Genomic DNA, 20,219 nt, shown 5'->3' on the forward strand with positions numbered 1-20,219 from the left:
CGGCGGCGGCACCGGTGGCGTCCACCGTCTCCGCGCCGGGCGATCCGGCCGCCGACCCCTGGGGCCGCTACGACCCCTGGGCCGCCGACCCCGCGAAGGAGCAGGCGCCGGTCCGGGGGCCGCTGCAGCAGACCGGTGAGGGCGTGCCGACCGAGCAGCAGCGCAAGAAGCGCGCGCGGCGCATCCTGTTCGCGTGGACCCTGGTCGTCGCCCTGTTCTCCGCGGGCGTCGGCGGAGTCGCCGGCGCCTATGTCCAGCGCGAGGGCCTCGGCGACGACGTACGGCTGCCGCAGGCCGGGAGCGCGCCGGCCGGCCGGGCACCGGACAGCGTGGCCGGGATCGCCGCCCGCGCCCTGCCCAGCGTGGTCACGCTGCACGTCCGAGGGGCCGAGGCGGCGGGGACCGGCACCGGCTTCGTGCTCGACACCGAGGGGCACATCCTCACCAACAACCACGTCGTCGAGCCCGCCGGGACGGGCGGCGAGATATCCGTGACCTTCAGCAGCGGCGACACCGTCAAGGCCCAGGTCGTCGGCCGGGACAGCGGCTACGACCTCGCGGTGGTCCAGGTGCACGGCGTCCACGGACTCACCCCGCTGCCGCTCGGCAACTCCGACGACGTCAAGGTCGGCGACCCGGTCGTCGCCATCGGCGCACCCTTCGGCCTGGCCAACACGGTCACCTCCGGCATCATCAGCGCCAAGGAACGGCCGATCACCGCCGGTGGGGACAAGAGCGACGGCAGCGACGTGTCGTACGTCGACGCGCTCCAGACCGACGCCCCCATCAACCCGGGCAACTCCGGCGGCCCGCTGCTCGACTCCCGTGCCCAGGTCATCGGCATCAATTCCGCCATCCGCTCCACCGGCGGCGGCTCCGGTGCCGACGGCGGCCAGGCCGGGTCCATCGGTCTCGCCTTCGCCATCCCCGTCAACCAGGCCAAGCGCGTCGCCGAGGAACTGATCAACGACGGCCACGCCACGCACGCTGTGATCGGCGTCACCCTCGACATGGGCTACACCGGTGACGGCGCCCGAATCGACAGCGAGAGCGCGGGCGGCGGTCCCCCCGTCCTCCGCGGCGGCCCCGGCGAGCGGGCCGGGCTCAAGGCGGGCGACGTCATCACCGAGGTCGGTGGCGAGCGCGTCCACAACGGTGAGGAGCTGATCGTCAGGATCCGCGCCCACCGGCCGGGGGACCGGCTGCGGCTGACGGTCGACCGCGACGGCAGGGAGCGGGAGGTGTCACTGGTGCTGGGCGAGGCGGAGCAGAACTGACAGAAGTCTCACCTCGGGACGGTACCGGTCGGACAGGAACGCCGGGTACCGTTGAGCGACCGAGGACATCGCAAGGAGCGTCAGGTGTTCAATGACATAGGACCACTGGAGCTGGTGACGATCATCGTGCTCGCCGTGCTCGTCTTCGGTCCGGACAAGCTCCCGAAGGTCATCCAGGACGTGATGCGCACGATCCGGAAGATCCGCGAGTTCTCGGAGAGTGCGAAGCAGGACATCCGCAACGAACTGGGTCCCGAGTTCAAGGACTTCGAGTTCGAGGATCTCAACCCCAAGACGTTCATCCGCAAGCAGCTGGACAACGACGAACTGGGGCTCAAGGAGATCCGCAACGGCTTCGACCTGAAGAAGGAGATGGCGGAGGTCACGGACGCGGTCCACGGCCGTGACGGTTCCGCGGCCTCTTCGTCGTCGTCCTCGTCCTCCTCGCCTTCCTCGTCGTCCTCCGGTGGACGCGTCGACATGACCAAGAAGCCCGAGACACCCGGGGACGACGAGCGCCCGCCCTTCGACGCGGACGCCACGTAAGCGCCACCACCGGCACGCCTCCCCGCCGACACGCGCACGCGCGCGCACGCCGCGCACGTGACGCGTCTCATACCACGCGCCCGTCGCACACGACCTGAACAGGCCGTTCGCGCGACCCACGCATACAGCGCCTGCCCTGCCGCCTGCAGCGGTGTGGATATGCTGCCGAGTTGTTGTGCGGACCGGACGCGTACGCCCGAATGGGGGGCGGGCCACCCCGGTCCGACGAGAGCGAGGAGGCGTCCGGGCAGATGGAGACGACGAGTCGGGTGGGCGCGCAGGTGCCGGCCGCGGAGGGCGGACAGCAACTTCCCTCCGCCCGGCGTACGGTCGACGATTACCTGCGGGCGCCCTTCCCGTGGTACGGGCTCGACGAGGCTTTCACGGGGCCGCGCTGGCTCATGCAGGTCGGCACGGCCGCCGACGGCGCCGTCGAGCACGGTTCGATCGGGCACGGCGACGAGCCCTCGGTGCGGAGCGAGACCGGCTCGGCCGGCGAGCCCCGGGAGAAGTTCGCGGTCGTGGTCACCGTCGCCGCGCAGCCGTCCCGGCGCAGCGCCGACGGCACGGGGCTGCTGGAGGCCACGTCGGTGTCCTCGGCGGCGTGGCTGGCCGGGGTGGGGCTGCTGTCGTTCACCTGGCCCGGCCAGATGGACCACAGCCTGCGCGACGACTGGCTGGACCAGCAGACGGAGACGGCGTGGGCCCTGGCCGACGACCTTCAGGGCCCGGAGTGGTCCCGGCTCTCCCTGCCCGTCGACGGGGTGTCCGCCTCGTTCCACTACCGGGAGTCCGAGTACGGCTGGGTGCTGGCCGGCACCACGGAGGCGGGGGTCCACCTGGGCGCGTACGGGCGGGGGATGAGCGCGTACGGGCTGGGCTTCGCCGCGATCAAGGACATCGCCGCCTACGCCTGACGTCACGGGCCCGGTGCGGTGGTCCGCCCGGGCCCGGCCGGCCGTTCAACGGGTCAGGCTGGTGAAGAGCGTCACCACGGCTCCGACCTCGGCCAGGACCCAGGTGATCTGGCCGGACAAGCCGCGCAGCTGGTGGACGGACAGCAGCAGGGCGAAGCCGCTGGGCCAGTACTGCCGTTCCTCCCGGAACGTCGCCAGGTCCATCCAGATGCTGGTGAGTGTCAGGACGACGAGAAGGAGTGCGGCGTACAGGAGGAGCTGGCGGGGGTCTGTGTTCATGAGGTGGACGAGCGCAGCGGCCAGCACCGTGGGAATGCCGTAGGCGGCGGTGAGCAACCAGGCCCGGGTATGGCTCCGGCGCCCGGGCAGCAGGCGCCACAGCGCGCCCAGCGTGAAGCCGGCGACTGCCCACGCCATCTGGTAGAGGATCAGGTTGGCGGCGAACTCCGGAAGGCCGATGGCTGAGGACAGGGACTGCTGCCGCCCGTACGGGTCCTGCGCCTCGTAGTAGAGAAGCAGCGCGGTGGCCGGTGTTCCGAACCAGAACGCCAGGCGCCCCGCGCGCACCGCGTTGGACCACCAATGCCTCTCCGGTCCCCAGGCCAGGGCGACGTCCAGCACCGAGATGTGCTCCGGTGGGTCGTCTCTGCATGCGGTGACCAACCACTGATGCAACTGGCGCAGCTTCTTCTCCAACTGCTCACAGGTCGCCCCGTCGGCGTGGCCCTTGTCCAACAGGTGCATCTGGTGGTTCGTGTTGCGGTATTGGCGGGCCTTCTCCAGCAAGTCTCTGCGGTGCTGCTCGGTGCCGAGCCTCACTCTGCAGAAGCGCTCCCCCATCCGGCTCAATACGGACCACCGGCGCCCCAGGGCGAGAACGACGTACAGGGAGAACAGGTTCAGCATCAGCCAGACGCCGTACAGTGCGCTGGCGCCCGCGAACTTTGCGGCCCGGATGCCGACGAAGAAGGCGAACAGAGAGACGGTCAGCAGGAGATCCGGCTTGCTCGGCCCCAGGGTCAATCGCTCGTATCTACGGCGGCCGTGTGCCTGGGGCGGTGGGTTGCGAAAGCGCAGAAGGGCCAGTAGGGCGACTCCTGTCAGTACCCAGCTGTAGGCGAAAAGCCATCTGAGGTCGGTGTAGAAGAAATTCGCCACCATCCGGCTCAGGGATGCGTTGCGAGCAGCAGGGTCAGGTTGCTCGACGAGCCAGTTGACGCGGTCCCACCATCGCTTGTTCGCCCACCAGGCGCATGCGAGCAGGGCCACGGCGACGGCGGCCAGCAGGCATCCGACCTTGGCCACGCACTGAGCCGGGGCACTGTCCCACCGCCTGGTCCACTGCTTGTGGAGCAGTCCTCCCTCCCGAGCGAAGCGCCAGGCCCAGGCGAACATCGCGGCCAACCACAACCACACGGTCACCAGTCCCAGCAGGGCGAGCACGGTGCGGCTGAAGGCGGTAGTCGTCTTCGGTTCCAGGCTCTGCGGAAGCCCGAAAACATCGTGGGCCAGGATCATCAGCAGGCCGATGCCCGCCACCGCACACGTGGTCGCCATGACGGCGAGTGCCTGCCGACGTTGGATTCCTTCAGGCCGGGCCGGCTCGGCGGGGACGGCGCCAGGCGAGATCCGTGACGCGCCCATGCTCCAGGGGCGGGCGGCGAAGACCAGGGCCAAGCCTGCGGGGATGCACAGGAGGGCGCGCGACCGGGGGGAGAGCTGCTCCTGCAGACCCAGCAGGAGCAGTGCCAGAGCAACCCCCGCGCTGAGCGCGGCCCACTCCAGCAGCGTGCGCGTGAGACTCACGTCGCGTGTGGTATCGGTGTCCGGGACATTTTCCGTCGACCGTTGGGCCACCTTCCCGTCCGCTGGTCGCTGTGCCGGTCCGTGGACGGCGACTGCCTCGGCGGGCTTGGCACGGAGTGCGGCCACGGCAATCAGAATCGAGGCGCACAACCACCATGAGGCGATGCCTGCGGTGGTCCAGAGCGAATTGCTGAGCTTCAACGGCAGCCAGCGCTGCCATGGCGGATCGACCTCCACCTGTACTTCTTCGGGCAGCCTGTTCTTCCACACCAGGCGGTTCTCGGTGGAGGACGACGCACGCTCGGCGAGGTCGCTGAAATTGAGGCCACCCAGGTCGACCTCGATCTGCTTCCACCGGATGGTCTGCAGCGTCGGCGGCCACAGATAGATCATCCATGTCTTCCCCGCGGGGATGACCTCCCAAGGGCCCACCGAAACGGGTTTTTCCGAAGTGATCCATTCGTATGCGACGTAGTGCACCTTGACCGTGGTGTCGGTGGCGGTCACCACGGGGTCGTGAGGGCGCCATTCGCCTCGTGACTGGGGGTCCGCGTCCCCGAGCAGTAGGCATCGCATCGCCTGGTGGTACTGCCGGGACTTCTCACCGAACGTCAGATGCCTGGCGTGTGGCCACCGTCTGGGCACCCACACCGTCATGTCGGAAGTGATCCAGGGAGTTGAGCGCTTGCGCTGCTCCAGTCTCAAAGTGGCCTCGACGGTACTTTCCTTGAGGCCGTCCGACAGGCAGTCAGTGCTGGCATCCCGCTGGCGTGCCTGAGCCGGACCGCACCCCCACACGCTTGCCACCAGCACTAGCACCAGGAGCAGCACCAGCCGCCACCACCGAGTCATCGCCATAGGGCCGACACCTCTCCCTGTCCCCGGCGAATGTAGACAGAGCGTTGTACATGTCATGCTGGGACACACGGCGGGGCGCCGACACACACCTGCTTGGGCGTGCCAGTGGCATTTGCGGGGGTGGGTTCGGCGTCCGACAATGGAGACCGGTGACCGTCAGCCGATTGACGGAGGACTCATGACCGACACCGAAATGGGCGTCAGCCGGAATCCGTTTCCCCGATTCGAGGAAGCCGAAGGACTGGGGCCCCAGGACGCCGAGTTCGTCGAGGATCTGGTGGCGGTGCTGGCCAAGCACGGGAATCTGGACCGTTTCGGTCTCTGCCTGCTGCACGACCACTTCCCGCTCCGCGCCGGTGAAGTGCTGGTGGAGACGAACGACCCCGTGGCTCGCACGCTGCACGTCCAAGTCGAGCAGGCGGACAGGACGCAGCACGCCAAGGCATCGCAGTGGCGGTTCGTGCCGCATGCCGGCCGCGAGCCGGCCGCGGGAGCCGAGGGCGGCTCCTACCAGGAGATCATGCTGTGCACCACGCTCGATCTCTGCCCGGGGCGCGCGGACGACCGCGACGGCAGCTGAGCGCGCCGGGTACGGCGAAGGGGCGCCGGTCCGCCAGGACGACGCCCCTTTACGACGGCAGGGCTAGAACTTGTTCCTCGGCGTGATCCCGAGCGACAGACCCGCCAGGCCCCGCTGCCGACCGCCCAGCTTGCCGGCGATCGCGCGCAGCGCGTTGCCCGCCGGGGAGTCCGGGTCGGTCAGGACGACCGGCTTGCCCTCGTCGCCGCCCTCGCGGAGGCGGACGTCGATCGGGATGCTGCCGAGGACCGGGACCGTCGTACCCGTGGTGCGGGTGAGGCCGTCGGCGACCAGCTGGCCGCCGCCCGTGCCGAAGACGTCGACCATCTCGCCGCAGTGCGGGCAGGGCAGGCCGGACATGTTCTCGACCACGCCGACGATCTTCTGGTGGGTCTGCACGGCGATCGAGCCGGCCCGCTCGGCGACCTCGGCCGCCGCCTGCTGCGGGGTCGTCACGACCAGGATCTCGGCGTTCGGGATCAGCTGCGCGACGGAGATCGCGATGTCGCCGGTGCCGGGCGGGAGGTCCAGCAGCAGGACGTCCAGGTCGCCCCAGTAGACGTCCGCGAGGAACTGCTGCAGGGCCCGGTGCAGCATCGGGCCGCGCCAGACGACCGGGGCGTTGCCCGGGGTGAACATGCCGATGGAGATGACCTTCACGCCGTTCGCGGACGGCGGCATGATCATGTTCTCGACCTGGGTGGGCCGGCCGTCGGCACCCAGCATGCGCGGCACGCTGTGGCCGTAGATGTCGGCGTCCACGACACCGACCTTCAGACCGTCCGCGGCCATCGCCGCCGCCAGGTTCACCGTCACCGAGGACTTGCCGACGCCGCCCTTGCCGGACGCGACCGCGTATACCCGGGTGAGGTTGCCCGGCTTGGCGAACGGGACCTCGCGCTCGGCCTGGCCGCCGCGCAGGGCCGCCGCCAGCTCCTTGCGCTGCTCGTCGCTCATCACGTCCAGGGTGACGTCGACGCGCGTGACGCCCTCCACCCGGGACACCGCCTCGGTGACGCGCTGCGTGATGGTGTCGCGCATCGGGCAGCCGGACACCGTCAGGTACACGGTGACCGCGACCGCTCCGTCCGCGCCGATCTCCACCGACTTGACCATCCCGAGTTCGGTGATCGGGCGGTTGATCTCGGGGTCGTTCACCGTCGCCAGTGCCTCGCGCACCGCGTCTTCCGTAGCCATAAGGACGATGGTACGGCGCGCCGAGGGGCGTCCGGGATGCCCCTCAGCGGTCGTCTGTGTCACGTCCCGGCGGCCGTTCCGCCCGTTCCGCCGGGAATACGACGTGACCCGGGTGCCCGTCGTGGCGGCGGCGCTCCTCCAGCTCCTTGACCAGGTCCTGGAGCTCCGAGCGGATCCAGTCGCGGGTGGCCACCTCGCCCAGGCCGGTGCGCAGCGCGGCGACCTCCCGGGTCAGGTACTCGGTGTCGGCGATGGACCGCTCGTTCTGCTTGCGGTCCTGCTCCAGGTTGACCCGGTCGCGGTCGTCCTGCCTGTTCTGCGCGAGCAGGATCAGCGGGGCGGCGTAGGACGCCTGGAGGGACAGCATCAGGGTGAGGAAGATGAAGGGGTACTCGTCGAAGCGCAGATGGCGGGGCGCGGCGACGTTCCACACCACCCACACGATGATGACCACCGTCATCCAGACGATGAAGCGCCCGGTGCCCAGGAAGCGGGCGATCTTCTCCGACAGCCGGCCGAAGGCCTCCGGGTCCCACTCGGGCAGGATCCGGCGGCGCGGCGCGCGCGGCTGGTCCAGCCGGGTGGCCCGGGGCCGGCCGGCCGCCGTGGCGCCCGCCGGATGACGCTCGCGGGTCGAGGTCTCGCGCTCAGGAGCCATGCGTGGGCGCCTCCTCTCCTTGGTCGAGGTGGAACTCGGTCTCCCGCCAGTCGTCGGGCAGCATGTGGTCCAGTACGTCGTCCACGGTCACCGCGCCGAGCAGCGACCCGGACTCGTCCACCACGGGCGCCGCCACCATGTCGTAGGTCGCGAAGAACCCGGCGATGACGGGCAGCGCCGCGTCCGGGGACAGCGGTTGCAGATCGTCGTCCACGAGCGAGCTGACCAGCGTGTACGGCGGGTCGCGCAGCAGCCGCTGGAAGTGGACGGTGCCCAGGTACTTGCCGGTGGGGGTCTCGTCGGGCGGGCGGCAGACGTAGACCTGGGCGGCGAGGGCGGGGGACAGGTCCGGGTTGCGGACCCGGGCGAGCGCGTCGGCGACGGTGGCGTCGGGCCGCAGCACGATGGGTTCCGTCGTCATCAGACCGCCGGCCGTGTGCTCCTCGTACGACATCAGGCGGCGCATGTCGGCGGCGTCGGCGGGCTGCATCAGGCTGAGCAGCCGCTCCTTGTCCGCCTCGGGCAGTTCGGCGAGCAGGTCGGCCGCGTCGTCCGGGTCCATCGCCTCCAGCACGTCCGCCGCGCGCTCCTCCTTCAGCTTGCCGAGGATCTCGATCTGGTCGTCCTCCGGCAGCTCCTCCAGCACGTCGGCGAGCCGGTCGTCGTCCAGGGCGGCGGCGACCTCGGCCCGCCGTTTCGCGGAGAGGTGGTGCAGGACGTTGGCGAGGTCGGCGGGGCGCAGCTGCTCGAAGGTGGCGAGCAGGCTCTCGGCGCCCTGCCCGTGCTCCTCCAGGGAGAAGCCGGTGACGGCGGACCACTCGGCGGTCAGCGTCTCGCCCTTGGCCCGCCGGAAGGCGCCGCCCTTGCGCCCCTTGCGCAGGAAGACGCGGTCGACCTCCCAGTCCCGGCGGGCGGGCAGCTGCTGCACGGACACGTCGAGGACGGTGACCTCCTCGCCGGTCTCCACCAGCGTCACGCGCCGGTCCAGCAGCTCGCCGAAGACCAGCCGCTCGGTGGGCCGCTGCTCGAAGCGGCGGACGTTGACCACACCGGTGGTGATGACCTGGCCGGACTCGATGCCGGTGACCCGGGTCATGGGCAGGAAGATACGGCGTCGGGTGGACAGTTCGACGACCAGCCCGAGGACGCGCGGGGGCCGTCGCCCGACGCGCAGCATGACGACCAGATCGCGGACGCGACCCACCTGGTCGCCGGTCGGATCGAAGACGGGAACCCCGGCCAGGTGCGAGACGAAGATCCGGGGGGCGCCGGCTGCCATGGCTGTGCTTCCTTTGCCTGGGAATCGCTGAGGACTGCTGTGGGTGGAATTTGCTCGGATTTGCCCGCACGGGTGCGCTTCAGGCTAGCCCGTACCGCTCGGATACGCCCTGGTGGGGGGTCCGGACGGACTGGCTCCGCCGGGCGGGCGGGGCACCGGTACGCTGCGGTACGCCGTTCAGGAACCGTCAGAAAGGCGATCTCACCTGTGACTGCGATGCCCCGGGGCCGTACCCGCCGGACCGCGCTGCTGACCGCGACCTGCGCCCTGGCCGTGGCGGGAACGATGGCGCTGACGGGGTGCGGCGGCGACGATCCGGACGCGGGCACCAACGGGGTGGGCAAGCTGCCCGCCGACAGGATCCAGGCGAAGACGCGGGCGGCGGCGGAGGCGGCGTCGGCCGTGCGGCTGGCCGGGACCGTGGTCAGCGGTGGCCGTACGTACCGGCTGGACATGCGGCTCAAGGACGCCGGCGGGACCGGTTCGGTGACCTCGCAGGGCGGGACCTTCAAGCTGCTGCGGATCGGCAAGGAGCTGTACCTCAAGGCCGACGCGGACTTCTGGAACCACGCCGACGGCAGCGACGGCGCCGCGGGCAAGCTGGACGGCAAGTACGTGAAGGTGCCGCAGGGCGATCCCGCGTACAGGAAGTTCAGCGGTTTCACGGACAAGGACGTCCTCCTCGACGGTCTGCTCACGCTGCACGGCACGTTGGCGACGGACGGCCACCACACCGACGGGGCGGGTACCCGCACGATCCGCATCACCGGCGACAAGGGCGCCGGCGGCACGCTGGACGTGTCCCTCCAGGGCACGCCCTACCCCCTGCGCCTGGTCCGCGCCGGTGACGCGGGGACGCTCCGTTTCTCCGACTGGGGCAAGAACTTCACCGTCGAGGAACCGGCCAAGTCGGAAACGGTGGACTACGGCAGACAGCTGCCGACGTCGTAGGGGAGTGGTGAGGTCGTAGGACGACCGGCGCGGACGCGTCCGGTCACTTGCGCTTGCGGCGTTTGAGCAGCAGTTTCGGCAGGCCCGCCGGTACCGGTCCGCGCGTCGTCGCGGGAGTGGGCACCGGCCGCTCCGCCAGGTTGCCGTCCGGTAGCGGCGCCACCGGCCCCGTCGGCACCAGGCGCAGCACCCGGCACTCGCGGGCCCAGCGGGCCGGCATCCGCTCGCCGTCCGGGGCGTTCAGCCGCTTGCCCTTCAGCTCGGCGACGGCCGCCTCCCACTCCGGCGAGCCGGACGGCAGCTCGGACACGGTCGCCGTGAACGTCACCAGCCGGCCGCCCTTGTCCTTGCTGCGCACGCTCACCTCGGCGGAGCCCTCGTCGGCCAGCCCTTCCAGCGGCTGCTCGCCGGGCCCGTCGCCGACCACGCACACGGCGCCCTCGTGCCACACGTGCCACAGCGCACGCGCGGCCGGGGCCCCGGCGCCCCTGACCCAGATCAGGCCGGACTTCTTCGCGGCCTCCTCGATGAGGGCCCGGTCGAGCAGCTCGCTTGTCATGCGTCCCAGCCTAACCAGGCCGTACCGGCCCGCTCACAGCCAGCCGTTGCGCTTCAGCGTGCGGTGGATGCCCAGACACAGCGCGGCCGTGATGCCCATGATCACCGGGTAGCCGTACTTCCAGTGCAGCTCGGGCATGTACTGGAAGTTCATGCCGTACACCCCGCACACCATCGTCGGTACGGCGATGATGGCCGCCCACGCGGTGATCTTCCGCATGTCCTCGTTCTGGGCGACGGACGCCTGCGCGAGGTTGGCCTGGAGGATGGAGTTGAGCAGTTCGTCGAAGCCCAGCACCTGCTCCTGGACCCGGGCGAGGTGGTCGGCGACGTCCCGGAAGTACTTCTGGATGTCCGGGTCGATCAGCCGCATCGGCCGCTCGCTCAGCAGCTGCATCGGCCGCAGCAGGGGCGCCACCGCCCGCTTGAACTCCAGCACCTCGCGCTTGAGTTGGTAGATCCGCGCCGAGTCCACACCGCGCGAGACCCCGCCCCGGCGGCCGGGCGAGAAGACCTCGGTCTCCACCTCGTCGATGTCGTCCTGCACCGCGTCGGCGACCGCGATGTAGCCGTCCACGACATGGTCGGCGATGGCGTGCAGCACGGCCGAGGGGCCCTTGGCGAGCAGCTCCGGGTCGTCCTGGAGGCGGTGCCGCAGGGCGCGCAGCGACCCCTGGCCGCCGTGCCGGACGGTGATGAAGAAGTCCCGGCCGGTGAAGCACATCACCTCGCCGGTCTCCACGACCTCGCTGTTGGCGGTGAGCCGGTCGTGCTCGACGTAGTGGATGGTCTTGAAGACGGTGAACAGCGAGTCGTCGTAGCGCTCCAGCTTCGGCCGCTGATGGGCCTGCACCGCGTCCTCGACGGCCAGCGGGTGCAGGCCGAACTCGCTCGCGATACCGGCGAACTCCGCCTCGGTCGGCTCGTGCAGCCCGATCCAGACGAAGCCGCCGTCGCGGCGCACCAGCCGCATGGCCTCCTGCGGGCTGAGCGGCCCCGGGCTCTGCACACGGGCGCCGTCGCGGTAGACGGCGCAGTCGACGACGGCCGAGGGCGTGCCGGGGGCGCGCGTGGTGTCGTACGACGTGCTCGTCTCCTTGCGCAGCGAGACACGGGACGACGGGCGGACCACGGCGCGCAGGTCGCGGATCATCGACATGGGCAGGCTCCTTCGCGGGCGGGCAGCGAGGGCGGCGCGCGGCGACGGGTGGAACTACCCGGAATGGGGACGTCCTGAAGTGCGTGTGGCTGCACGTCCACAAAGCGGGGAGCACCGCACCGTCACGGTGGCGACTTCGCTGCTGACGCAGAACTGATTCAGGTCAGACAGATCAGGCAAAGCGAAACGAAGCGCTCTTCCGAACGACGAAGCGCAAGGGAAGGCGGCGGCCAGCCGGTAACTACATCAGCAGCCGGAAGAGCGAGTGGTACTGCACGGTCGACTTCGATCCATGACAGCCCCACCTCCTCCGGCCGGTCCCTCGTAAGGGAGTCTCATCGGCGCCGGGACCTGATGGCACACTTCGGCGTGCCGGCCCCGAACCACCGGCTCAGAGTACCAGCCGCCCGTACTGTCAAGGCGCCGCTTTGCCCGCTGCTGACGAGTTCTATGCTCGGCGCATGGCTGATGTTCTTCCCTTGGTCGAGGCCCGGTTGACCACCGCGCTGGGCGAGCCGGACGCCCGCGCCGCGGTCACCTTCCTCGGCACGGACCGCATCGAGGTGCTCCGCTTCCAGGAGGGGGACGTCGTCCGGTACGCCACCCTCGGCATGTCCCAGCACCCCATGACGGACCCCGCGGCGATGCTCGCCGACCCGGTCAAGGGCCCCCGCGCCGAGCTGGTCCTGTCGGTCCGCGCGGGCCTCGCCGACACCGACAAGGTGCTCCGCCCGCTCGCCGTGCTGGCCGCGACTCCGCAGGTCGAGGGCCTGGTGGTGACCCCGGGCGCCTCGCTCGACGTGGGCGAGCCGCTCTGGCCCGGCGCCCCGTTCACCTCCGTGCTGGTGGGTGAGCCCGGCGGGCTGGTGGAGGACCTGGACCTGGACGCCCCGATGGATCCGGTGCGGTTCCTGCCGCTGCTGCCGATGACCCCGAACGAGGCCGCCTGGAAGCGGGTGCACGGCGCCCAGGCCCTCCAGGAGCGCTGGCTCGGACACGGGACGGACCTCAGGGACCCCGCCCGCGGATCCGTCCCGCTGGACTGACACGGCACCGGCCGCGAGTGACCGATCTCACCAACACAAGGCTGGAATCGGTCAGTTGGCGAAGACGCCGACCCCGTCCTCGGTGGCGTGCCGCGGCTGCAGTTCCTCCGCGTCGTGGGTGAGCGCCCGGCGCCGTACGACGACCACGAGCGCGCCCAGCACCGCCGTGACGGCCGCGACCACGAACGGGACGTGGATGTCGGTCCACTCCTCGATCTTCGGCGCGAAGTAGGGCGCCGCGGCGGCGGCGAACCAGCGGACGAAGTTGTAACCCGCGCTCGCCACCGGGCGCGGGGCGTCCGACACACCGAGGGCCAGCTCGGTGTAGACGGTGTTGTTCACGCCGATGAAGGCACCCGACAGGACCGTGCAGACGACGGCCGCGGTGTGACCGCCGTAGCCGAGCACCAGCACGTCCGCCGCGAGCAGCACCAGCGAGCCGCCGAGTACCTTCAGCGAGCCGAACCGGGCCTGCAGCCGCGGGGCGACGATCACCGAGAAGACGGCGAGGAGCACACCCCAGGCGAAGAAGACCGCGCCCGAGCGGTACGGCGTCATGTTCAGCACGAACGGCGTGAAGGCCAGCACGGTGAAGAACGTGTAGTTGTAGAAGAACGCCGAGACCGCGGCCGAGGCCAGGCCGCCGTGGCCGAGCGCCTTGAGCGGGTCCAGGACCGAGGTCTTCCGGGCCGGCTTCGGCTGCTCCTTCAGGAACGCCGTGATGCACAGGAAGCCGATCGCCATCAGCGTGGCCGTGCCGAAGAAGGGGTAGCGCCAGCTGACGTTGCCGAGGACCGCGCCGAGCAGCGGGCCGCAGGCCATGCCGAGGCCGAGCGCGGACTCGTAGAGCAGGATCGCCGCCGCGCTGCCCCCGGCCGCCGCGCCGACGATCACCGCGAGGGCGGTGGAGACGAAGAGCGCGTTGCCGAGCCCCCAGCCGGCCCGGAACCCGACGAGCTGGCCGACCGAGCCGGAGGTGCCGGCCAGGCCCGCGAAGACGACCACGAAGGCGAGACCGAGCAGCAGGGTCCTGCGGCCCCCGATGCGGCTGGAGACGAAGCCGGTCAGCAGCATCGCGACGGCAGTGATCAGGAAGTACGAGGTGAAGAGCAGGGACACCTGGCTGGCGGTGGCGTGCAGGCCCTGCGCGATCGACGGCAGGATCGGGTCGACGAGGCCGATGCCCATGAAGGCGACGACGGAGGCGCCGGCCGTGGCCCAGACCGCCTTGGGCTGTCGCAGGATGCCGCCGGCACCCGCGTCGAAGGGGTCCATGTGCTTCTCCCATCCTCACATAGATAGTTGGGCTATACACATAGTAAGTTAGGTCGCCTAATTGATGCAAGATGCATCTATCTCGTCCGGCCGGGCATCGGAGCGGCTCTTCGGTCCGGACGGGTGATCGTCCTTGACGTGGGCGGGCAGGGGTAGGACCGTGGAGCCCTATGAGGGGCGAACCCAGTTGCCCGAGGTGCGGTGGCCGGGTCAGGGCTCCCGGACTCTTCGCCGATGCGTGGCAGTGCGACGTGCACGGCACGGTGTATCCGCTGCAGCCCGTGATCCCGCCCAGCGTCGAGGCGCTCAACGTGGTGGTGCACCGCACGCAGGTGCCGGTGTGGATGCCGTGGCCGCTGCCGGTCGGCTGGCTGTTCACGGGTGTGGCCTACGCCGGTGACGACCGCAGCGGCGGCCGGGCGACCGCCGTGGCCTGCTCGGGCCCCGGACCGCTCGGCGGGCCGGGCGAGCTGATCCTGATCGCCGAGGAGCTGGGCGTCGGCCTCGGCGCGCACTACGCCGGCATCGACGGCCCGGACCCGGGGTCGTACATGAACGTGGAGAAGCCGCCGGAGACCAAGGTGCTGGCCGCGGGACGGCCCACCCCGCTCTGGCACGTCTACCGCACCCCGGACGACCGCGCCGTCTTCGCCGGCGAGGCGCTCGGGATGTGGCTGTGGGCGGTGATGTGGCCCGAGCAGTCCGGTCTGCTGATGTACGACGAGCTGGTGCTGACCGACTTGCGGGAAGCGGGGGCGGAGCTGGATCTGGTCCCCTGCGGAGCGTTGTCGCCGCGCTTGCTCCGGCCGTAGCGCCCACCCCTGAGGGTTGCGGTAGGGGGCGCTCACCGGGTGCGGGTGTGACAGTGGGGGTCGGAAACACCGCTATCCTTAGGTGTCCCCCTGCTTCCGCCCCTGTCCTGGAGTTGCCGTGCGTATCGATCTGCACTGTCACTCCACGGCTTCCGACGGTACGGACAGCCCGGCCGAGCTGGTGCGGAACGCCGCCGCCGCCGGCCTGGACGTCGTCGCGCTGACCGATCACGACACCACCCGCGGATACGACGAGGCGATCGGCGCGCTGCCCGAGGGGCTGACCCTGGTCACCGGGGCCGAACTGTCCTGCCGGGTCGACGGCGTCTCGATGCACCTGCTGGCCTACCTCTTCGACCCCGAGGAGCCCGCGCTGCTCGCCGAGCGCGAGCTGGTCCGGGACGACCGGGTGCCGCGGGCCAAGGGGATGGTCGCCAAGCTGAACGCGCTGGGCGTGCCGGTCACCTGGGAGCAGGTCGAGCGGATCGCCGCCGGTGGCTCGGTGGGACGTCCGCACGTGGCCTCGGCGCTGGTCGAGCTGGGTGTCGTACCGACGGTGAGCGACGCGTTCACCGAGGAGTGGCTGGCCGACGGCGGGCGGGCCTTCGTGGAGAAGCACGAGACCGACCCCTTCGAGGCGATCCGGCTGGTCAAGGCCGCGGGCGGGGTCTGCGTGTTCGCGCACCCGGCCGCCGCCAAGCGCGGGCGCACCGTGCCGGAGTTCCGGATCGCGGAGATGGCCGAGGCCGGTCTGGACGGCATCGAGGTCGACCACATGGACCACGACGCCGACGCCCGGGACCGCCTGCGGGGCCTGGCGAAGGAGCTGGGGCTGCTGGTCACGGGCTCCTCGGACTACCACGGCAGCCGCAAGACCGTGGCGCTGGGCGCCTGGACCACCGACCCCGAGGTGTACGGGGAGATCACCCGGCGGGCGACGGGCGCGTTCCCGGTGCCGGGGACCGGCGGAGCCTGAGGCCCCGAGGGGCCGGCCCGCCGTACCGCTTCACACCCGCGGTCCGTACCGCCTCATGCCCGCGGTCCGTACCGCTTCACGCCCGTAGTTCCTCTTCCCGCAAGGCCTGTACTTCCCCCATGTTCGACATCGCTGTCTTCGGCTCTCTGTTCCTGACCCTTTTTGTCATCATGGATCCCCCTGGGATCACCCCGATCTTCCTCGCCCTGACCGCCGGGCGGCCGGCCAAGGTGCAGCGGCGGATGGCCTTCCAGGCCGTCTGCGTGGCCGGCGGGGTCATCGCCGTCTTCGGGGTCCTGGGCCACCAGATCCTGAACTACCTGCACGTGTCCGTGCCCGCGCTGATGATCGCGGGCGGACTGCTGCTCCTGCTGATCGCGCTGGATCTGCTGACGGGCAAGACCGACGAGCCGAAGCAGACCAAGGACGTGAACGTGGCGCTCGTCCCGCTGGGCATGCCGCTGCTGGCGGGGCCCGGCGCGATCGTGTCCGTGATCCTCGCCGTGCAGAAGGCCGGCAGTGTGTCCACGCAGCTGTCGGTGTGGTCCGCGATCCTCGCGATCCACGTGGTGCTGTGGCTGGTGATGCGGTACTCGCTGCTGATCATCCGGGTCATCAAGGACGGCGGTGTCGTCCTGGTGACGCGGCTCGCGGGCATGATGCTCTCCGCGATCGCCGTCCAGCAGATCATCAACGGGGTCACTCAGGTGATCCGGGGGAGCTGAGCCGTCGGCGGCTCGGCTCCCCCGGAAAGCTTGAGTGGCGAAAGCCCGCGTGCGGGTTACGAGGCCGGGGTCTCGGCCGGGCGGATCCACAGGCGCTGTCCGATGGCGGCGGCCTGCTGAACGATCCGGTTGACGGAGGCGGCGTCCACGACGGTGCTGTCCACGGCGGTGCCGTCGACCTCGTCGAGTCGCATGATTTCGAAGCGCATGGGCTTCTCCCTTCGTCTGGTCATCCTCCTGCGGAGAACTACTCGGTGTGACACCTGGTGTATCCAGCGTCGTACGTAGTCAACGCGCCGTTTGTTACGAACATTCCCTACGCTAAAGAAATTTTTCGAACGACTAATTACCGACCGGTAAGCGACACGTCGGAGGCCGGGGACGGACCAACCGGTACCGGTTGTGTTCGCACGGTGACCGCCGGGACAATGGAGCTGATGAACGACGACCTGGCCGCCCTCGGCGCCCGTATCGACCGCACGAACGAGCTGCTGGAACGCATGCTCGCCGAGGTGGCCAAGACACCCTCCACCCATGCGATCTTCGTCGACGCGGGCTACCTGTACGCCGCCGTCGGCCGGCTGGTCGCCGGGACCGAGGACCGCCGCGCCTTCGACCTGGACGCCGAGGGCCTGATCGACGCCCTCATCGACAAGGCGCGCAGCATCTTCGCGGACAGCCGGCTGCTGCGCGTCTACTGGTACGACGGCGCCCGGCGCCGCATCCACACCGCCGAGCAGCAGGTCATCGCCGAACTGCCCGACGTCAAGGTCCGCCTCGGCAACCTCAACGCCAACAACCAGCAGAAGGGTGTCGACTCGCTGATCCGGACCGACCTGGAGTCACTGGCGCGGCACCGCGCGATCAGCGACGCCGCCCTCCTCGGCGGCGACGAGGACCTGGTCTCGGCGGTCGAGGCCGCCCAGGGCTACGGCGCCCGCGTCCACCTCTGGGGCATCGAGGCGCCCGAAGGCCGCAACCAGGCCGAGCCGTTGCTCTGGGAGGTCGACAGCCAGCGCACCTTCGACCTGGAGTTCTTCAAGCCGTACGTCTCCCGGCGCACCGCCGCCGCGTTCGAGGCCGCCGGCGGCACCCGCCCCAGCCGCGAGGACGTGCGCTTCGTCGGCGCACAGATCGCGGCGCGATGGCTCGCCTCCCGGGGCCGCGAAGCGCTGGTCGAACTGTTCCCCGGCCACCCCTACCTGCCCGGCCCCGTCGACCAGGACCTGCTGGTCGAGGCCGAGGAACTGCTCCAGTACTCGCTGCGCGGCCAGGCGGACCTGCGGCGGGCGCTCAGGGACGGCTTCTGGGAGCACCTCCAGTCGCAGTACTAGGCGTTCGCCCTACCGCGGGACGCCCGGGGCGTCGTCCCAGAAGTCGGCGAGCGCGCGGGCCGTCTCCCGCGGGCGGTCGGTGTTGGGGGAGTGCTCGGCGCCCTCGATGACCGTCCGGCGCGCCTTCAGCCGTACCGCCATGTCGTCGAGCAGCGGCAGCGGCCAGGTGTCGTCCCGCGAACCCGACAGCACGTGGAACGGCAGCGGTACGGCCGCCAGTTCCGCGACGCGGTCCGGTTCCGTGCACAACTGGCGGCCGGTGGCGAGGAGTTGGCCGGGCTTGGTGCCCAGCCAGCGGCGCCGCAGGTCGTCGCGGTCGTCCAGGCCCGCGTCGAGTGCCGGCGTCTCCGTCTCCTCCGGCGGCTCCATCGCCTGGATCGTCTCCCAGACCTCCGCCATGCTCAGCACCGCGAGCGCGTCCCGGAGCAGCTTCACGCGCTCCTGCTGGGGCGTCGAGATCTGCGCCGGGCCCGAAGCCATCAGGGTGAACGACAGGAAGGGCGTGTGGTCGAGCAGTACGGCCGCGCGCGCGATCTGGCCGCCGAGGGAGTGCCCCAGCAGATGCACCGGGCCGCCGATCGCCTCCACCTGCGCGAGCACGTCCCGCGCCAACTCCTCCTGGGCGTAGGCCGACTCGTCCGTCTCCGGTCCGTCCGACTCGAACTGGCCCCGCCCGTCCACGGCGACGCTCCGGTACCCGCGCGCGGCGAGCGGCACGTGCAGCGGGTTGAAGTCCTCCTTGCTGCCGGTGAACCCCGGCAGCAGCAGTGCGACGCCCTTCGGCTCGACACCGACGGCCACAGGGGCGTCGACCACGGCGAACGCACCGCGCGCCGTCCGGAGGGAGTACGCGCGGGCGCCGGGGGGCGGGACGAAGGTGGGGGGCCTGCTCATGGGGAGAGGTTATCGGGAGGGCACGGGGGCGTCCGGTCGGGAGGGGCGGGCCACGGGGTGGTTGGGCGACGGGGTGGGGGGTTGCTCCGAGAACGCGCCTGTGAGAACGCGCTCCTGAAAACGCGCCTCTGAAAACGCGCCTCTGAGAACGCCGATGGCCGGGTCCACTGTCGTGAACCCGGCCATCGGACCGGCATGTGCGCCGGCGCTGCCGCTCACGCGGCGGGGCGTCAGGCCTCGGGAGCCTCGACGGCCGCCGTCGCCTTACGGGTCCGGCGCGGCTTGGGCGCCGTCTCGGCGCTCTCACCGGCCGCCTCGGCAGCGGGCGCCGTGGCCTTGCGGGTCCGGCGCCGCGGCTTGACCTCCGGCTCCTCGGTGGCCTGCGCCGGGATCTCCGGCGCAGCCGCCTCGGCAACGGCCTTACGGGTCCGTCGCGCCTTCGGAGCGGTGACCGCTTCCCCGTCGGCCGCCTCCACGGCGGCGGTGGCCGCCTTCCGGGTCCGGCGCGGCTTGGCCTCCGCCTCGGGGGCTTCCGCGGCTGCCGTGGTCTTGCGGGTGCGGCGGGGCTTGGCCTCGGTGGCTTCGGCGGTGTCCACGGCGGCTTCTGCGGCTGCCGCGGTCTTGCGGGTGCGGCGGGGCTTGGCCTCGGTGGGCTCGGCGGTGTCCACGGCGGTCTCGGCGGCTGCCGCGGTCTTCCGGGTCCGGCGCGGCTTGGCCTCCGCCTCGGGGGCTTCCGCGGCTGCCGCGGTCTTGCGGGTGCGGCGGGGCTTGGCCTCGGTGGCTTCGGCCGTCTCCGGCTCGGCTGCCGCGGTCTTCCGCGTGCGGCGCGGCTTGGCCTCGGTGGCCTCCGCGGTGTCCGCGGCGGCCTCGGCGGCAGCCGTGGTCTTCCGGGTGCGGCGCGGCTTGGCCTCGGTGGGCTCGGCCGTGTCCAGGGCCGGCTCCGCCGGGGCGGCAGGCTCGGCCGTCTTGCGGGTGCGGCGGCGCGGCTTGGTCTCCGCGGCCGGGGTCTCCGCCGCCGGGCTGTCCGCGATCACGGGCTCGGCCACGGGCTCGGCCACGGATTCCGCCACCGGCGCCTTGTCCTCGGTCGGCGCGGTCGCCGGGGACTCGGCCTGGACCGGGGTCACAGCGGACTCGGTCGCGGCCGACCTCCGGGTGCGGCGGCGGCGCGGCTTCTCCGGGGTGTCGAGGACTGCGGGGCCCTCCACCGCGGTCACCGTCTCGACGGCGGCCTCGGGGGCCGTCGTGGGTGTGGCGGCGGCCGTCACCGGCTCCGGACGGCAGGAGAATGCCCGCAGGCCAGATGCGCTGTCAAGGACACCGACAGGAAAGAAGCAACCCCGGGATCATGGCCGAAAACTGCCCCTTACG

Annotated in this window: 19 protein-coding genes and 1 pseudogene; 10 read left to right on the plus strand and 10 right to left on the minus strand. The window is 71.0% G+C overall.

What is annotated here, in order from left to right; genetic code table 11:
* From ABZV94_RS32120 to ABZV94_RS32130, 3 genes are all read left to right on the plus strand, one after another.
* A partial coding sequence (locus tag ABZV94_RS32120; protein ID WP_356346642.1) for a trypsin-like peptidase domain-containing protein occupies positions 1-1,277 on the plus strand: 1,277 nt, incomplete at its 5' end.
* Between the two features lie 84 nt (positions 1,278-1,361).
* Complete coding sequence (locus ABZV94_RS32125) at positions 1,362-1,823, plus strand: sec-independent translocase (RefSeq protein WP_356346644.1); 462 nt, start codon at positions 1,362-1,364, stop codon at positions 1,821-1,823.
* Between the two features lie 251 nt (positions 1,824-2,074).
* Complete coding sequence (locus ABZV94_RS32130) at positions 2,075-2,740, plus strand: hypothetical protein (protein ID WP_356346646.1); 666 nt, start codon at positions 2,075-2,077, stop codon at positions 2,738-2,740.
* 45 nt (positions 2,741-2,785) lie between these two features.
* Here ABZV94_RS32130 and ABZV94_RS32135 read toward each other — a convergent pair whose 3' ends face one another.
* A complete protein-coding gene (locus ABZV94_RS32135; RefSeq protein ID WP_356346649.1) occupies positions 2,786-5,461 on the minus strand; it encodes a DUF6185 family protein in 2,676 nt (891 codons plus the stop codon).
* A gap of 121 nt (positions 5,462-5,582) precedes the next feature.
* Here ABZV94_RS32135 and ABZV94_RS32140 point away from each other — a divergent pair, with 121 nt between their 5' ends.
* Entirely contained in the window at positions 5,583-5,984 is a 402-nt protein-coding gene (locus tag ABZV94_RS32140; RefSeq protein WP_356346651.1) for a hypothetical protein, read from the plus strand.
* Between the two features lie 63 nt (positions 5,985-6,047).
* On the opposite strand, the gene ABZV94_RS32145 is transcribed toward ABZV94_RS32140, so the two are convergent.
* The 3 genes from ABZV94_RS32145 to ABZV94_RS32155 are packed head-to-tail and all read right to left on the minus strand — an operon-like array spanning position 6,048 to position 9,118.
* Positions 6,048-7,181: an Mrp/NBP35 family ATP-binding protein gene (locus ABZV94_RS32145; RefSeq protein ID WP_356346654.1), complete on the minus strand. Its 1,134-nt coding sequence runs from the start codon at positions 7,179-7,181 to the stop codon at positions 6,048-6,050.
* A gap of 43 nt (positions 7,182-7,224) precedes the next feature.
* Positions 7,225-7,839: a DUF1003 domain-containing protein gene (locus ABZV94_RS32150; protein WP_356346657.1), complete on the minus strand. Its 615-nt coding sequence runs from the start codon at positions 7,837-7,839 to the stop codon at positions 7,225-7,227.
* Entirely contained in the window at positions 7,829-9,118 is a 1,290-nt protein-coding gene (locus tag ABZV94_RS32155; RefSeq protein WP_356346659.1) for a CBS domain-containing protein, read from the minus strand. Before ABZV94_RS32155 ends, ABZV94_RS32150 begins: the two co-directional genes overlap by 11 nt.
* A 216-nt stretch (positions 9,119-9,334) precedes the next feature.
* Here ABZV94_RS32155 and ABZV94_RS32160 point away from each other — a divergent pair, with 216 nt between their 5' ends.
* Entirely contained in the window at positions 9,335-10,069 is a 735-nt protein-coding gene (locus ABZV94_RS32160) for a hypothetical protein (RefSeq protein WP_356346680.1), read from the plus strand.
* Positions 10,070-10,112: 43 nt separating this feature from the next.
* On the opposite strand, the gene ABZV94_RS32165 is transcribed toward ABZV94_RS32160, so the two are convergent.
* Positions 10,113-10,628, minus strand: coding sequence for a hypothetical protein (locus ABZV94_RS32165; RefSeq protein WP_356346662.1), 516 nt, complete (start codon positions 10,626-10,628; stop codon positions 10,113-10,115).
* Between the two features lie 33 nt (positions 10,629-10,661).
* A complete protein-coding gene (locus ABZV94_RS32170; RefSeq protein WP_356346664.1) occupies positions 10,662-11,786 on the minus strand; it encodes a magnesium and cobalt transport protein CorA in 1,125 nt (374 codons plus the stop codon).
* A gap of 461 nt (positions 11,787-12,247) precedes the next feature.
* Here ABZV94_RS32170 and ABZV94_RS32175 point away from each other — a divergent pair, with 461 nt between their 5' ends.
* The gene (locus tag ABZV94_RS32175; protein WP_356346666.1) at positions 12,248-12,832 is read left to right on the plus strand and encodes a suppressor of fused domain protein; all 585 of its coding nucleotides are present in this window, start codon (positions 12,248-12,250) and stop codon (positions 12,830-12,832) included.
* A gap of 51 nt (positions 12,833-12,883) precedes the next feature.
* Here ABZV94_RS32175 and ABZV94_RS32180 read toward each other — a convergent pair whose 3' ends face one another.
* Positions 12,884-14,107, minus strand: a complete 1,224-nt coding sequence (locus ABZV94_RS32180; RefSeq protein ID WP_356346668.1) for an MFS transporter — start codon at positions 14,105-14,107, stop codon at positions 12,884-12,886.
* A 170-nt stretch (positions 14,108-14,277) separates the two neighbouring features.
* On the opposite strand from ABZV94_RS32180, the gene ABZV94_RS32185 reads away from it, so the two are divergent.
* The 3 genes from ABZV94_RS32185 to ABZV94_RS32195 all read left to right on the plus strand — a co-directional run bounded on the left by ABZV94_RS32185 (position 14,278) and on the right by ABZV94_RS32195 (position 16,620).
* Positions 14,278-14,919 (plus strand): DUF6758 family protein, encoded by a 642-nt coding sequence (locus tag ABZV94_RS32185; protein ID WP_356346671.1) that lies wholly within the window; start codon positions 14,278-14,280, stop codon positions 14,917-14,919.
* 118 nt (positions 14,920-15,037) lie between these two features.
* Complete coding sequence (locus ABZV94_RS32190; RefSeq protein WP_356346673.1) at positions 15,038-15,895, plus strand: PHP domain-containing protein; 858 nt, start codon at positions 15,038-15,040, stop codon at positions 15,893-15,895.
* Positions 15,896-16,014: 119 nt separating this feature from the next.
* Complete coding sequence (locus ABZV94_RS32195) at positions 16,015-16,620, plus strand: MarC family protein (RefSeq protein ID WP_356346675.1); 606 nt, start codon at positions 16,015-16,017, stop codon at positions 16,618-16,620.
* 56 nt (positions 16,621-16,676) lie between these two features.
* On the opposite strand, the gene ABZV94_RS32200 is transcribed toward ABZV94_RS32195, so the two are convergent.
* Complete coding sequence (locus tag ABZV94_RS32200) at positions 16,677-16,829, minus strand: hypothetical protein (protein WP_014674826.1); 153 nt, start codon at positions 16,827-16,829, stop codon at positions 16,677-16,679.
* Between the two features lie 219 nt (positions 16,830-17,048).
* Here ABZV94_RS32200 and ABZV94_RS32205 point away from each other — a divergent pair, with 219 nt between their 5' ends.
* Positions 17,049-17,954, plus strand: coding sequence for an NYN domain-containing protein (locus tag ABZV94_RS32205; RefSeq protein ID WP_356346682.1), 906 nt, complete (start codon positions 17,049-17,051; stop codon positions 17,952-17,954).
* Between the two features lie 9 nt (positions 17,955-17,963).
* On the opposite strand, the gene ABZV94_RS32210 is transcribed toward ABZV94_RS32205, so the two are convergent.
* Both ABZV94_RS32210 and ABZV94_RS32215 read right to left on the minus strand, forming a co-directional pair.
* Positions 17,964-18,848: an alpha/beta hydrolase gene (locus ABZV94_RS32210; protein WP_356346677.1), complete on the minus strand. Its 885-nt coding sequence runs from the start codon at positions 18,846-18,848 to the stop codon at positions 17,964-17,966.
* A 230-nt stretch (positions 18,849-19,078) separates the two neighbouring features.
* Positions 19,079-20,122, minus strand: a pseudogene (locus ABZV94_RS32215) (ATP-dependent helicase); the annotation flags it as partial.
* Positions 20,123-20,219 lie beyond the last annotated feature (97 nt).

Origin of the sequence: Streptomyces sp. NPDC004658 (assembly GCF_040609555.1) — a bacterium.
Lineage (GTDB): Bacteria > Actinomycetota > Actinomycetes > Streptomycetales > Streptomycetaceae > Streptomyces.